Annotated in this window: 10 protein-coding genes; 5 read left to right on the plus strand and 5 right to left on the minus strand. The window is 61.7% G+C overall.

Going from position 1 to position 14427, the window contains the following annotated elements; translation table 11 throughout:
- Positions 1–126: 126 nt before the first annotated feature.
- Positions 127–2046 carry an ATP-binding cassette domain-containing protein gene (locus JFU58_RS26920; RefSeq protein WP_063032268.1) on the minus strand — a complete coding sequence of 640 codons (1920 nt, stop codon included), beginning with the start codon at positions 2044–2046 and terminating at the stop codon, positions 127–129.
- A 212-nt stretch (positions 2047–2258) separates the two neighbouring features.
- Here JFU58_RS26920 and JFU58_RS26925 point away from each other — a divergent pair, with 212 nt between their 5' ends.
- Positions 2259–4187, plus strand: coding sequence for a transglycosylase SLT domain-containing protein (locus JFU58_RS26925; protein WP_201142789.1), 1929 nt, complete (start codon positions 2259–2261; stop codon positions 4185–4187).
- Positions 4188–4250: 63 nt separating this feature from the next.
- Here the strand turns inward: JFU58_RS26925 and JFU58_RS26930 are convergent, their stop codons facing one another.
- Complete coding sequence (locus tag JFU58_RS26930; RefSeq protein WP_201142790.1) at positions 4251–6020, minus strand: ABC transporter transmembrane domain-containing protein; 1770 nt, start codon at positions 6018–6020, stop codon at positions 4251–4253.
- 255 nt (positions 6021–6275) lie between these two features.
- Here JFU58_RS26930 and JFU58_RS26935 point away from each other — a divergent pair, with 255 nt between their 5' ends.
- A complete protein-coding gene (locus JFU58_RS26935) occupies positions 6276–6449 on the plus strand; it encodes a PA1571 family protein (RefSeq protein WP_010176367.1) in 174 nt (57 codons plus the stop codon).
- Positions 6450–6500: 51 nt separating this feature from the next.
- On the opposite strand, the gene pdxB is transcribed toward JFU58_RS26935, so the two are convergent.
- The gene (gene pdxB / locus JFU58_RS26940; protein ID WP_063032273.1) at positions 6501–7643 is read right to left on the minus strand and encodes a 4-phosphoerythronate dehydrogenase PdxB; all 1143 of its coding nucleotides are present in this window, start codon (positions 7641–7643) and stop codon (positions 6501–6503) included.
- Between the two features lie 189 nt (positions 7644–7832).
- Here pdxB and JFU58_RS26945 point away from each other — a divergent pair, with 189 nt between their 5' ends.
- The gene (locus JFU58_RS26945; protein WP_003218996.1) at positions 7833–9221 is read left to right on the plus strand and encodes an MATE family efflux transporter; all 1389 of its coding nucleotides are present in this window, start codon (positions 7833–7835) and stop codon (positions 9219–9221) included.
- Here JFU58_RS26945 and tusA read toward each other — a convergent pair.
- Positions 9218–9469: a sulfurtransferase TusA gene (tusA, locus tag JFU58_RS26950; protein WP_063032275.1), complete on the minus strand. Its 252-nt coding sequence runs from the start codon at positions 9467–9469 to the stop codon at positions 9218–9220. The two genes, JFU58_RS26945 and tusA, sit on opposite strands and share 4 nt — an antisense overlap.
- A 27-nt stretch (positions 9470–9496) precedes the next feature.
- Positions 9497–10570, minus strand: a complete 1074-nt coding sequence (gene rlmM, locus JFU58_RS26955) for a 23S rRNA (cytidine(2498)-2'-O)-methyltransferase RlmM (protein WP_003219000.1) — start codon at positions 10568–10570, stop codon at positions 9497–9499.
- Between the two features lie 191 nt (positions 10571–10761).
- Between rlmM and acnA the strand changes: the two genes are divergently transcribed.
- Both acnA and JFU58_RS26965 read left to right on the plus strand, forming a co-directional pair.
- Positions 10762–13503, plus strand: coding sequence for an aconitate hydratase AcnA (gene acnA / locus JFU58_RS26960; RefSeq protein ID WP_201142791.1), 2742 nt, complete (start codon positions 10762–10764; stop codon positions 13501–13503).
- A 111-nt stretch (positions 13504–13614) separates the two neighbouring features.
- Positions 13615–14406, plus strand: a complete 792-nt coding sequence (locus JFU58_RS26965; RefSeq protein ID WP_177026880.1) for a CPBP family intramembrane glutamic endopeptidase — start codon at positions 13615–13617, stop codon at positions 14404–14406.
- Positions 14407–14427 lie beyond the last annotated feature (21 nt).

Here is a 14427-nt window from a genome sequence, read left to right on the forward strand (position 1 = left end):
GACAAATATATGGACTGACACACCGCATTCGCGAGCAAGCCCGCTCCCACATTTGAACCGCGTTTCATACAAAAAACCCGGCGCTCATACAAATGAGCGCCGGGTTTTTTATTGCGCTTGAATCACTCAGGCATCCAGCTCGGCCCAGCGCTCAACCAGGGCTTCCAGCTCGCTGTTCAACTGCTCGAGGGATGCAATCACCTTGGCGGTTTCGGCAGCAGGGCGCAGATAGAAACCCGCGTCCGCCATTTCAGCTTCAACGGCAGCGATCTGCTGTTCCTTGGCATCGATATCGCCCGGCAGTGCTTCCAGCTCGCGTTGCAGCTTGTAGCTGAGCTTCTTCTTGGCCGCAGGCGCTTCTTGCGCAGGGGCAGGAGCAGCAGCCACCGGGGCAACCACGGCCGAGGTCAGGTCAGCCTTGCCGGATTTGCTTTCGGTCACGCCCAGCAGGCGCGGCGAACCGCCCTGACGCAGCCAGTCCTGATAACCACCGACGTATTCACGCACCTTGCCCTCACCTTCAAAGACCAGGGTGCTGGTGACCACGTTGTCGAGGAAAGCCCGGTCGTGACTGACCATCAGCACGGTACCGTTGAAGGTCAGCAAGACCTCTTCCAGCAGTTCCAGGGTTTCAACGTCGAGGTCGTTGGTCGGTTCGTCGAGCACCAGCAGGTTGGCTGGTTTGCTGAACAGCTTGGCCAGCAGCAGGCGCGCACGCTCACCACCAGACAAGGCTTTAACCGGTGTCCGTGCACGCTGCGGGCTGAACAGGAAGTCGCCCAGGTAGCTCAATACGTGGCGGCTCTGGCCGTCGATGTCGATAAAGTCGCGACCTTCGGCGACGTTGTCGATCACGGTTTTTTCCAGGTCCAACTGGTGACGCAACTGGTCGAAGTAGGCCACGTCGATGCGCGTGCCCTCTTCCACTGTGCCGCTGGTCGGTTGCAGGCCATTGAGCATCAGCTTGAGCAAGGTGGTCTTGCCGGTACCGTTGGCGCCGAGCAGGCCGATACGGTCGCCGCGCTGCAGGACCATGGAGAAGTCCTTGATCAGGAACGGGCCGTCCGGGTGATGGAAGCTGACGTTTTCCAGGACCATCACTTGCTTGCCGGACTTGTCGGCGGTATCCAGCTGAATGTTGGCCTTGCCGGTGCGCTCGCGACGCTCGCTGCGCTCAACGCGCAAGGCTTTCAGGGCGCGTACGCGGCCTTCGTTACGGGTGCGACGGGCCTTGATACCCTGGCGGATCCAGACTTCTTCCTGAGCCAGCTTTTTGTCAAACAGCGCATTGGCGGTTTCTTCGGCGGACAGTGCAGCTTCTTTATGCACCAGGAAGCTGGCGTAGTCGCCATTCCAGTCGATCAGGCCGCCACGATCCAGTTCGAGAATGCGTGTGGCGAGGTTTTGCAGGAAAGAACGGTCGTGCGTGATGAACAGGACGGCGCCCTGGAAATCCTTGAGGGCTTCTTCAAGCCAGGCGATTGCGCCGATGTCCAGGTGGTTGGTCGGTTCGTCGAGCAGCAGCAGATCCGGTTCGGAAACCAGGGCCTGGGCCAGCAGGACGCGGCGACGCCAGCCGCCGGACAATTCGGCGAGGGTCTTGTCGGCCGGCAGTTGCAGGCGGCTCAGGGTGCTGTCGACCAATTGCTGCAGGCGCCAGCCGTCACGGGCTTCGAGGTCTTGCTGGACGTGCATCAGCTTGTCCAGGTCTTCTTCAGTGACGCAGTTCTGTGCCAGGTGATGGTATTCGGCGAGCAATGCGCCCACGCCATCGAGGCCTTCGGCGACCACGTCGAACACTGTCCGTCCGTCGGCCACCGGCAATTCTTGCGGCAATTCGCCAATCTTGAGGCCCGGGGCGCGCCAGACAGAGCCGTCATCGGGCTTCTGGTCGCCTTTTACCAGCTTCATCATGCTGGACTTGCCGGTGCCGTTACGGCCGATGATGCACACCCGCTCACCACGGGCGATCTGCCAGGACACCTTGTCCAACAACGGCATAGCGCCGAAAGCAAGGGACACATCGCTGAATTTGAGCAGGGTCATACGCTTCTCCAAAAACTGGGCGCGCATTCTACCTGACTTAGGGCGCGAGGCGGCCGGCATTTTCGCCGTTGACATGTTCTGTTGGACATTTCAGATGAACTTGAACGAAGCGACCGGCAAAGCTTTCACCGGTTGCAGCCAAAAGGCTAAGCTAGGGGCAATCAGTGTCGGCGACGTCGGCACTAGTCCAGATTTCTCTGCACGGACGTCTCATGCGCAGTCGCCTTTTCAGCTTTTTATCTTGTCTGCTTCTTTCTGCCACCGCCGTTCAATCCGCCCAGGCCGTGGACCTCACCACCCAACGTCAATATTACGATGAAGCCAAACGAGCCCTCGCCAAAGGCGACAGCGGCCCGTACTTCCAGTACAGCCAGGCCCTGGCCGACTACCCGTTGACGCCATACCTGGCCTACGACGAACTGACCGCGCGCCTGAAAACCGCGAGCAACGAGGAAATCGAACAATTCCTCGCCAAGAACGGCGACCTGCCCCAGGCCAACTGGATGAAACTGCGCTGGTTGCGCTGGCTGGCCGACCGTGGCGACTGGCAAACCTTTGAAAAGTACTACGACCCAAAACTCAATTTCGTCGAACTGGACTGCCTGCACGGCCAGTTCCAGCTGACCCATAACCAAAAAGCCGAAGGTTATAAAACCACCGAGAAGCTGTGGCTGACCGGTAAATCCCAGCCTGCTGCCTGTGATGCGACCTTTGGCCAGTGGGCCGCCGACGGCCAACTGACCGAACAGAAAATCTGGGACCGCGCCAAACTCGCCGCCGAAGCCCGCAACTACCCGCTGGCCAACAGCCTGGTAAAAACCCTGCCGACCCTCGGCGCCCAAGGCCGCCTGATGGTAGACGTGGCGCAGAAGCCCGACATGCTCAGCGCCCCGTCGCGCTTCCTGCCGGCCAACGAGGCGATGTCCGACGCCGTCGGCCTGGGCCTTCGCCGCCTGGCCCGCCAGGACCCGGACAAGGCCATGGCCCTGCTCGACGGTTATGCCAGCAGCATGCACTTCTCTCGTGACGAAAAAGTGTCGATCGCCCGGGAAATCGGCCTGACCCTGGCGCGCCGCTACGACCCGCGCGCCCTCGACGTGATGACCAAATACGATCCGGAACTACGGGACAACACCGTTTCCGAATGGCGCCTGCGCCTGCTGCTGCGCCTGGCGCGATGGGAAGACGCCTACCAGTTGACCCGCAAGCTGCCACAGGACCTGGCCACCACCAACCGCTGGCGCTACTGGCAGGCCCGCAGCCTGGAACTGGCAGAGCCGAAAAACCCGCAAGCCCTGGTGATGTACAAGGGCCTGGCTAAGGAACGTGACTTCTACGGCTTCCTGGCGGCGGATCGCTCCCAGTCGCCGTACCAACTGAACAACAAGCCGCTGGTGATGAGCCAGGCGCTGATGAACAAGGTGCGCAACACCCCGGGCGTACGCCGCGCCCTGGAGTTCTACGCCCGCGGCCAGATCGTTGATGGCCGTCGCGAGTGGTACCACGTGAGCCGGCACTTCAATCGAGACGAAATGGTCGCCCAGGCCAAGCTGGCCTATGACATGAAATGGTACTTCCCGGCGATCCGCACCATCAGCCAGGCGCAGTACTGGGATGACCTGGATATCCGCTTCCCGATGGCCCACCGCGACACTCTGGTGCGTGAAGCCAAGGTCCGTGGCGTGCATTCAAGCTGGGTGTTTGCGATCACCCGCCAGGAAAGCGCCTTCATGGACGACGCCCGCTCCGGCGTCGGCGCCACCGGCCTGATGCAACTGATGCCCGGCACCGCCAAAGAGACCGCACGCAAGTTCAGCATCCCGCTGGCCTCGCAACAGCAGGTGCTCGACCCGGACAAGAACATCCAGCTCGGCGCGGCGTACCTGAGCCAGGTCCATGCCCAGTTCAACGGCAACCGCGTGCTCGCCACCGCCGCCTACAACGCCGGCCCGGGCCGTGTACGCCAATGGCTGCGCGGCGCCGATCACCTGAGTTTCGATGTGTGGGTGGAAAGCATCCCGTTCGACGAAACCCGCCAGTATGTGCAGAACGTGCTGTCTTATTCGGTGATCTACGGGCAGAAGCTCAATGCGCCACAGCCGCTGGTGGATTGGCATGAGCGGTATTTTGATGATCAGTAAGTAACGCTGTCCCATAAAAAATGCCCGCATTGAGAGATGCGGGCATTTTTTATGGGCGGTGATTTAGTGGGTGCTCGATTCACCATCACTGAACTGCAACGCCGCCAGCCGTGCGTACAGTGGATTACTCGCAATCAGTTGCTGATGCGTCCCCACCGCCACCAGCTTGCCTTGGTCCATCACGGCAATCCGGTCGGCGTTCTTCACGGTGGCCAATCGGTGGGCGATCACCAGGGTGGTGCGCCCTTCCATCAACTGCGGCAGCGCTTGCTGGATCAAGTGCTCACTCTGGGCGTCCAGCGCGCTGGTGGCTTCGTCCAGCAGCAGGATCGGTGCATCCACCAACAAGGCCCGGGCGATGGCCAGGCGTTGGCGCTGGCCGCCGGAAAGGCCCATGCCGCCGTCGCCCAGGTGGGTCTGGTAGCCGTCGGGCATTTGCAGGATGAAATCGTGGGCGTGGGCGATGCGCGCCGCTTCTTCGACCTGGGCAAAGGTGGCCGATGGATTGCCGTAGCGGATGTTCTCTTCGACCGTGCCAAAGAACAGCGCCGGGCTCTGGGACACCAGGGCGAAACAGCGGCGCAGGTCCAGCGGGTCCAGTTCGGTCAGCGGCTGACCTTCAAGCAGGATGCGGCCTTGCTGAGGATCGTAGAAACGCAGCAACAGATCGAAGATCGTCGATTTTCCCGCGCCCGACGGGCCGACCAGGGCCAGGGTTTCACCGGCATTGATGCTCAGGCTCAATCCGTCGATAGCAAAACGATCCGGGCGCGACGGATAGGAGAAACGCAAATCCTGGACTTCCAGGCGGCCGCTGACCCGCTCCGGCAGCTTGACGACGTTTGCCTCGGGCGCCTTGATCTCGTTGCTCGACTGCAGCAACTCGCCAATCCGCTCTGCTGCACCGGCCGCTCGTTGCAACTCGCCCAGCACTTCACTCAAGGTGCCGACGGCACTGCCGACGATCAGGCTGTAGAACACGAACGCGGCCAGTTCACCACCGGAAATCCGCCCGCTAATTACGTCCATGCCGCCGACCCAGAGCATCACGCCCACGGCGCCCAGTACCAGCATGATTACCAGGGTAATCAGCCACGAACGCTGCAGGATGCGTTTGCGCGCGGTGGTGAACGCCTCCTCCACTGTCACCGCAAAGCGCCGCTCGTCCTGCACCTGGTGGTTGTAGGCCTGCACCGTCTTGATTTGGCCAAGGGTCTCGGACACGTAGCTGCCCACGTCGGCGATGCGGTCCTGGCTCAGGCGCGACAGGCTGCGCACCCGGCGGCCAAAGATCAAAATCGGCGCCAGCACCAGCGGCAGCGCGATCACAACGATGCTGGTGAGCTTGGGGTTGGTGACAAACAACAGCACAATCCCGCCGATCACCATCAGGGCGTTGCGCAGGAACAGCGACAGCGAGGAGCCGATCACCGATTGCAGCAAGGTGGTGTCGGTGGTCAACCGGGACTGGATTTCCGAACTGCGGTTGTTTTCGTAGAAACCCGGATGCAAGTAGATCAAGTGGTTGAACACCTGCCGCCGGATGTCGGCCACCACCCGCTCGCCGATCCACGACACCAGGTAAAACCGCGTAAAGGTGCCCACCGCCAGGCCCAGCACCAGAATCATGAACAGGCCGATGGACTGGTTGAGCAGGTGCGGCGACTGGGTCATGAAGCCTTGGTCCACCAGCAGGCGAATGCCCTGCCCCATGGACAAGGTGATGCCAGCGGTGACGATCAACGCCAACAAGGCCCCCAGGGCCTGCCAGCGGTAGGGAGCGACGAAGCGGCTGGCCAGGCGAATCGCGCGGCGTTGACGGGCTGAGAGCATGGCGAGTTTCACCTGAGGGTGGGAGACGGGAACCTACGTAACTACATGGGGGGAACTTGAGCGAATCACAATGAGTCAGGTTAATTATGCTTACCGAACCTAGCCCCTAGAGGCTATCGGTCTAAGGCCTGGCTGGAAATTTGTATCGGTTTCTGCTGGACTGGGCATTCGATCTGCTGACCGCGCAAGGAGTTGTAACAACGCGGTCACGCAGTGATTTTAAGGTAGGTACACAACCTGATGAGGAGACGGGCCATGTCCTTGCAAAACAGCAGCAACGCCAAAATTGAAGTGATCCGCCAACCGCAGCAGTTGCCTTGCTCGTACATCGACGCTCAAGGCCGCGAAGTGCAAATCACCGAAGAGATGATCCAGAGCGCCTGCGCCGAACTGGAACAGAAATTGGTCAAGCCTGCCAAGCGAGGCTGAATCGCCCACGCTCTTTTAAACCCGGCCTTGATGGCCGGGTTTTTTATGCCTTCAGATTGCCTGCGCGCCCAATGCCGCCACGATGTTAGACAAGGCCGCAGAGTCGCCGCTGATTCGCACCTTCAAACCCTCAATCTCGCGCCGCGGCGGGTAGAGCTTGCGCAGTTGGTCAAACGCCTTGCGCTGCTCGTCCACGGTGCCTACCAGGCTGCGGCGAAAATCCGCGTCATCACGGCGCGGGTCGTAAACGCCACGGCATAGGGCCGCCAGCGCCCAGGCCGGGTCGGTATTGGCGTTGAGGGTAACTTCGGCCAACCACGGCTCCGGCAGCAAGTCGCTGAGTTGAATGATCGCCTCCTGGCCAAGATACCGGCATAACGCCTGGTAGATCTGCGCCGTACCGCGCTGCCTGCCGTCCAGGCTGTAGCCGGCGATATGCGGGGTGGCCAACACACACAAGTCGGCCAGGTCGACGTCCACCTGGGGCTCGCCTTCCCACACATCCAGCACGGCCTGCAGGTCTTCGCGTTCCAGCAGCACCTCCTTGAGGGCGGCGTTGTCCACCACCGGGCCACGGCTGGCGTTGATCAGCCAGGCGCCGGGCTTGAGCTGGTTGAGGCGCTCGCGGTCGAACAAGTGCCAGGTGGAACCGTTGCCGGATTTGTTCAGCGGCGTGTGCAGGCTGATCACATCGCATTGCTCGACAATCTGCTCCAGGCTGACGTAATCACCGTCCTCGGCGATTTGCCGGGGCGGGTCGCACACCAGCACCTTCCAGCCCAACGCCTTGAGCACCTTGACCAGACGCCCGCCGACTTCACCGGCACCCACCACGCCATAGGTGCGTTGGGCCAGGTCGGCGCCTTCGATTTCGGCCAGAGTCAGCAGGCTGCCCAGCACATAGTCGACCACGCCACGGGCGTTGCAGCCGGGGGCACTGGACCACTGGATGCCGGCGCGCTGGAAGTAATCAAGGTCGAGGTGGTCGGTGCCGATAGTGCAGGTGCCGACAAACCGCACGGGTGTGCCTTCGAGCAAAGCCCGGTTGACGTTGGTCACCGAACGCACCAGCAGCACATCGGCCTGTTCGATCGTCGCGCGGTCGATGGACCGGCCTGGAACCCGGCGAATCTCGCCAAGTCCTTCGAAGAATGCATCGAGCAGCGGGATATTTTCGTCGGCAACAATCAGCATGGCAGGCTCCTTTCGCGGATCAGCAGTGTACAGCGGTTTTCCTTGTGGTGAGGGAGCAAGCTCCCTCGCCACAAAAAGCAACACTTGCGCTGGGCTGTGTTTACAAATCCACAACACAGGTTTTTTCCTGACCAACACGTCAAGGCGTAGAATGCGCCGTCCTGCGCTCCCCCTATCGGACATCCGTACGTGAACACTGCCACAACCACCACCGCCCTCTCCCGCCCCGCCCGCGTCAGCCTTGAAGTGCGCAATCTGCTGGCCCTGGCCCTGCCGATCATGATCGGGCAACTGGCGACCACCGCCATGGGCTTTGTCGATGCCGTGATGGCCGGGCGTGTCAGCTCCCGGGACCTGGCGGCGGTCGCCCTGGGCAACTCCATCTGGATCCCGGTGTACCTGCTGATGACCGGCACGCTGCTGGCCACCACACCGAAAGTTGCCCAACGCTTTGGCGCCGGCACCCACGGTGAAATCGGCCCGCTGGTGCGCCAGTCGATGTGGCTGGCGTTGGTGGTGGGAATTACCGCGCTGCTGTTGCTGATCAGCGCCGAACCGATCCTGCACCTGATGAAGGTCGATCCCGAACTGATCAAGCCGTGCATGGGCTACCTGCACGGCATCGCCTCGGGCATGCCGGCCATTGCGCTGTATTACGTGTTGCGCTGCTTCAGCGACGGCCTGGGCCGAACGCGGCCGAGCATGGTCATGGGCCTGTGCGGGCTGGCGCTGAATATTCCGCTGAACTATGTGTTCATCTACGGCCACTTCGGCGTGCCGGCCATGGGCGGCATCGGTTGTGGCTGGGCCACGGCGATCGTGATGTGGGTGATGATGCTCGGCCTGGCCGCCTGGACCCGCTGGGCGCCGGTGTATCAGAGCAGCGAGCTGTTCAAGCGCTTTGACTGGCCGCAATGGTCGGTGATCAAGCGCGTGCTGAGCATTGGTTTGCCCATCGGGATTGCGGTGTTTGCCGAGTCGAGCATCTTCGCGGTGATCGCGCTGCTGATCGGCAGCCTCGGCGCCACGGTGGTGGCCGGGCACCAGATTGCGCTGAACTTCAGCTCGCTGGTGTTCATGATTCCGTATTCCCTGAGCATGGCGGTCACCGTGCGCGTCGGCCAGGCCCTCGGCCGCGGCGAACCCCGTGAAGCGCGCTTCGCGGCAGGTGTCGGCATGGGCACGGCGCTGGTGTATGCCTGCCTGTCCTGCAGCCTGATGCTGTTGTTTCGCGAACAGATCGCCACCATCTACACCCAGGATCCGCTGGTGATCCAGGTGGCGGCGATGCTGATTGTGTTTGCGGCGCTGTTTCAGTTCTCGGACGCGATCCAGGTCACGGCCGCCGGCGCGTTGCGCGGTTACCAGGACACACGGGTGACCATGGTGCTGACGCTGTTTGCGTATTGGGGCGTGGGCTTGCCGGTGGGCTACGCGCTGGGGCTGACCGAGTGGCTGGGCCAGGCGCGCGGCCCGAGCGGCTTGTGGCAGGGGCTGATCGTGGGCCTGAGCTGTGCGGCGGCGATGCTGGTGATCCGCCTGGTGCGCAGTGCACGCAAGCGGATTCGCCGGGCCTAAGCGGACTTCTTGCGGATCCAGTACAGGTAGGTGCCCGCCTGTTCCTGCTGGCCCACCAGTTCATGGTCGAGAAACACGCAGAACTTGGGAATATCGCGACGGGTCGACGGATCGGTCGCGATCACCTTGAGCAAGCCGCCGGGCGCCAGGTCACGGATGTGCTGGTGCAGCATCATCACCGGTTCGGGGCAGTTGAGGCCGGTGGCGTCCAGGGTGCCGTCGACCGGGGTGTCAAAAATGTCGCTCATCATTCACTCCTGAAACAGGCCGCCAGTTTACCGGGCCTTTGGCTTCTTCACATCCAACCGGCGCAAATGGCAGGTCACTTCTTCACGGTCGTGGTACAGCTGCTTACAGCCAATCTCCACTCGAATACCCCGTTCCTTGAAGCCTTCCGCGATGCGTTCAAGCAGGCGCTTCACTTCGGCATAACGCTGCTTCATCGGCAACTTCAGGTTGACCACCGCCTCGCGGCAATGTCCCTCGCCAATCCAGGTTTCCAGCAGGGCCGCGTTACGCGCCGGTTTCTCGACGATGTCGCAGACCATCCAGTCCACCGGCTGCTTGGGGGTGTAGATGAAGCCGTCGGCCATCAAGTGCTGCACCAGGCCGGTGTCCATCAGGCTTTCGGCCATCGGGCCGTTGTCGATAGCGGTCACCAGCATGCCACGGTTGACCAGTTGCCAGGTCCAGCCGCCAGGCGCTGCGCCGAGGTCGACGCCGGTCATGTCGCTGTGCAGACGCTCGTCCCACTGATCACGGGGGATGAAGTGGTGCCAGGCCTCCTCCAGCTTCAGGGTCGAGCGGCTTGGCGCGTCCCGCGGGAATTTCAGGCGGGGGATGCCCATCGGCCACATGGCCGAGTTGTTCGACTCGGCCAGGCCCATGAACACTTCGCGGCCACTTTTGAAGGTTAGCAACAGGCGCGGCTTGCTGGCGTCTTCCACCAGCTTGCCGGCGGCCATCAACGCTTTGCGCAGGTGCACTTCGAATTTCTTGCAGAAGTTCGACAGCTCCTTGCCATCGTTGGTGTCGACCATCTCCAGCCACAGGCTGCCGCACACCGGGAAATCCCGCAGGTGCGCCAGGATCACGCTGATGCGGTCGGTTTCCGGCAAATCGATGAACACCCCGCGCGCCCACTGCCTTGGGAAGATCAGCTCGGCAAAGCGTTGGCCGCGCATCAGGCGCTGGGCGCCGTCTTCTTCGGTGCAGACAAATTCGGCGCAGGCGCTGCCGGTCTTGGCCTTGGCGTAGCCCGAAACGTTCAGGCGAGCGGCGTGTTCCGCGATCTCGGAACAGACTTCGCCTTCAAAACCCGGGCGGCAGTGCATAAAAAGGGTGTTCATCAACTCTCCTGGATCACGGGCTTGCTATAGCGCAATGCCTGTCATGAAAACGCGCGCATGATAGCCGAGTTCGGAACCTTGGACTTATTGATAGAGTCCAGTAATTAGCCAGCTACTTAAAACAGGGCTAATTTGTAAGCTCTGTTCGTCCCGTCAGGTCCGTAGCCGTGCGGACCATAAGGAGTCATGTAATGTCATCCCTTGATAGTCTGAGAACCCTTAAAACCTTACAGATCGACGACAAGACCTATCACTACTTCAGCCTGCCCGAAGCCGCCAAGAGCCTGGGTGATCTGGACAAGCTGCCGATGTCCCTCAAGGTACTGCTGGAAAACCTGCTGCGCTGGGAAGACGAAAAGACCGTCACCGGCGCCGACCTCAAGGCCATTGCCGCCTGGCTCAAGGAGCGCCGCTCCGACCGCGAGATCCAATACCGCCCCGCCCGGGTGCTGATGCAGGACTTTACCGGCGTGCCCGCGGTGGTCGACCTGGCCGCCATGCGCGCCGCCGTGGCCAAGGCCGGCGGTGACCCGCAGCGCATCAACCCGCTGTCACCGGTGGATTTGGTGATCGACCACTCGGTGATGGTCGACAAGTTCGCCACCACCGGCGCCTTCCAGGAAAACGTCGACATCGAAATGCAGCGCAACGGCGAACGCTACGCCTTCCTGCGCTGGGGCCAGAGCGCCTTCGACAACTTCAGCGTAGTACCGCCGGGCACCGGCATCTGCCACCAGGTCAACCTGGAATACCTCGGCCGCACCGTCTGGACGAAAGATGAAGATGGCCGCACCTACGCCTTCCCCGACACATTGGTAGGCACCGACTCCCACACCACCATGATCAACGGCCTCGGCGTACTGGGCTGGGGCGTGGGCGGGATCGAAGCAGAGGCCGCGATGCTCGGGCAGCCGGTGTCGATGCTGATCCCGGAAGTGATCGGCTTCAAGCTCACCGGCAAGCTGAAAGAAGGCATCACCGCCACCGACCTGGTGCTGACCGTCACCCAGATGTTGCGCAAAAAAGGCGTGGTCGGGAAATTCGTCGAATTCTATGGTGATGGCCTGGCTGACCTGCCCCTGGCAGACCGCGCCACCATCGCCAACATGGCCCCGGAATACGGCGCCACTTGCGGCTTCTTCCCGGTGGACGACGTGACTCTGGACTACCTGCGCCTGTCAGGCCGTCCTGCGGAAACCGTCAAACTCGTAGAGGCGTACACCAAGGCCCAGGGCCTGTGGCGCAACGCCGGTCAGGAGCCCATCTTCACTGACAGCCTGGCACTGGACATGGGCAGTGTCGAAGCCAGCCTCGCGGGGCCAAAACGCCCACAAGACCGTGTTTCCCTGCCGAACGTCGGCCAAGCCTTCAGCGACTTCCTCGACCTGCAATTCAAACCCACCAACAAGGAAGAAGGCCGCCTGGAAAGTGAAGGCGGCGGTGGTGTTGCGGTGGGCAACGCCGACCTGATCGGTGAAGCCGACTACGACTTCGAAGGCCAGACCTATCGCCTGAAAAACGGCGCGGTGGTGATCGCCGCGATTACCTCCTGCACCAACACCTCCAACCCCAGCGTGATGATGGCAGCGGGCTTGGTGGCGAAAAAGGCCGTGGAGAAAGGACTGAAGAGCAAGCCATGGGTGAAAACGTCCCTGGCGCCTGGTTCCAAGGTGGTCACCGACTACTACAAAGCGGCGGGGCTGACCCAATACCTCGACAAGCTGGGCTTCGACCTGGTGGGTTATGGCTGCACCACCTGCATCGGCAACTCCGGGCCGCTGCCCGAGCCGATCGAAAAAGCCATCCAGAAAGCCGACCTGGCGGTAGCGTCGGTGCTTTCGGGCAACCGTAACTTTGAAGGCCGGGTGCACCCCCTGGTGAAAACCAACTGGCTGGCGTCCCCGCCCCTGGTGGTGGCCTATGCCTTGGCCGGCACCGTGCGCATGGACATCAGCAGCGAACCGCTGGGTACCGGCTCTGACGGCAAACCGGTGTACCTGCGGGACATCTGGCCCAGCAGCAAGGAAATCGCCGACGCCGTCGCGCAAGTCAGTACCAAGATGTTCCACAAGGAATATGCCGAAGTGTTTGCCGGCGACGAACAGTGGCAAGCCATTGAAGTGCCGCAGGCCGCCACCTACGTCTGGCAAAAGGACTCCACCTACATCCAGCACCCACCGTTCTTCGACGACATTGGCGGCCCGCTTCCGGTGATCGAGGACGTCAAGGGCGCCAACGTGCTGGCACTGTTGGGGGACTCGGTGACCACCGACCACATCTCTCCTGCCGGCAACATCAAGACCGACAGCCCGGCCGGCAAATACCTGCGCGAGCAAGGCGTCGAACCGCGGGACTTCAACTCCTACGGCTCACGTCGCGGCAACCATGAAGTGATGATGCGCGGCACCTTCGCCAACATCCGCATCCGCAACGAAATGCTCGGCGGTGAGGAAGGCGGCAACACGATCTACATCCCTACCGGCGAGAAAATGCCGATTTACGATGCCGCCATGAAATACCAGGCCTCGGGCACCCCGCTGGTGGTGATCGCGGGCCAGGAATACGGCACCGGCTCTAGCCGTGACTGGGCGGCAAAGGGTACCAACCTGCTGGGGGTCAAGGCGGTGATCGCCGAGAGTTTCGAGCGGATTCACCGCTCCAATCTGGTAGGCATGGGCGTGCTGCCCCTGCAGTTCAAGCTGGACCAGAACCGCAAGGCACTCAAGCTGACCGGCAAGGAGAAGATCGACATCCTCGGGCTGACCCACGCCGAGATCGAGCCGCGCATGAACCTGACGCTGGTGATCACCCGTGAGGATGGCAGCAGCGAGAAGGTCGAGGTGCTGTGCCGCATCGACACCCTGAATGAGGTCGAGTACTTCAAGGCGGGCGGTATCCTGCACTACGTGTTGCGGCAGTTGATTGCCTCGTAACTGACACGCGCTACACAAAACACCGCCTCCCCAGGCGGTGTTTTCATTTTTACCGTCGGTGACGCTCGTTATACTGCCGCCCTCAGATTTTGACTGTCACAAGGATTTCCCATGCTTGCATTGCCATGGCTGTACCTGGCGCTTCTTTCCATCGGCTATGTATTCGCCTTGAGCTACGGGCAATTGGGTTTGATGGCGGCGTTGTCCGTCGCCATGTTGCTGTTGGCCGGATTTGCCGTGCGCCAGCAGCGAAATCCTTGGGTGCGCTATCTCGGCCACGGCCTGTTTATCGTATTGGCGCTGGGGTTGGCGATGCATTGGCTGCCGGGCTTCTACAACGGTCGCGGGATCGCCCCGCAGCGCTTTACTGACGATGCCGTGCCGTTTTCGATGTACTTGAACCAGGACAAGCCGCTGATCGGCTTCTGGCTGCTGCTGGCCTGCCCGTGGATTGTTGCGCGCCGGTCATTGCGCCTGTCGATCTATGCCACGGCGCTGGCATTGACCCTGACGGCGATTGCCGCACTGGGCGGTGCTGCGTTGCTGGGAGTTATCAGTTGGGCGCCGAAGTGGCCGGAACAGGCATGGCTGTGGGTGCTGAATAACCTGCTGCTGGTGACTCTCGTGGAGGAAGCGCTGTTTCGCGGTTACATCCAGGGCGGGCTGAGCCGGCGCTTCAAGCAGTTGCCCTATGGTGAAAACCTCGCGCTGTTACTGGCAGCGCTTTTGTTCGGCCTGGTCCACCTTGGCGCAGGCTGGCAGTGGACCCTGCTGGCAACCATCGCCGGCCTGGGATACGGCCTGGCGTATCGCTTTGGTGGGTTGGGCGCGGCGATCGTCACGCACTTCGGCTTGAACCTGCTGCATTTCGGGTTGTTTACCTATCCGATGCTGGCGGGCTGACGCTGAGCCGATTGTTGCAAA

This window comes from Pseudomonas sp. TH34, assembly GCF_016650865.1.
Classification (GTDB): Bacteria; Pseudomonadota; Gammaproteobacteria; order Pseudomonadales; family Pseudomonadaceae; genus Aquipseudomonas; species Aquipseudomonas yamanorum.

Bases quoted from the DNA above. Each gene is read 5' to 3' on its own strand.
- JFU58_RS26920 (WP_063032268.1), bottom strand. From the start codon at position 2,046: ATGACCCTGCTCAAATTCAGCGATGTGTCCCTTGCTTTCGGCGCTATG.
- JFU58_RS26925 (WP_201142789.1), top strand. From the start codon at position 2,259: ATGCGCAGTCGCCTTTTCAGCTTTTTATCTTGTCTGCTTCTTTCTGCC.
- JFU58_RS26930 (WP_201142790.1), bottom strand. From the start codon at position 6,020: ATGCTCTCAGCCCGTCAACGCCGCGCGATTCGCCTGGCCAGCCGCTTC.
- JFU58_RS26935 (WP_010176367.1), top strand. From the start codon at position 6,276: ATGTCCTTGCAAAACAGCAGCAACGCCAAAATTGAAGTGATCCGCCAA.
- pdxB (WP_063032273.1), bottom strand. From the start codon at position 7,643: ATGCTGATTGTTGCCGACGAAAATATCCCGCTGCTCGATGCATTCTTC.
- tusA (WP_063032275.1), bottom strand. From the start codon at position 9,469: ATGAGCGACATTTTTGACACCCCGGTCGACGGCACCCTGGACGCCACC.
- rlmM (WP_003219000.1), bottom strand. From the start codon at position 10,570: ATGAACACCCTTTTTATGCACTGCCGCCCGGGTTTTGAAGGCGAAGTC.
- acnA (WP_201142791.1), top strand. From the start codon at position 10,762: ATGTCATCCCTTGATAGTCTGAGAACCCTTAAAACCTTACAGATCGAC.
- JFU58_RS26965 (WP_177026880.1), top strand. From the start codon at position 13,615: ATGCTTGCATTGCCATGGCTGTACCTGGCGCTTCTTTCCATCGGCTAT.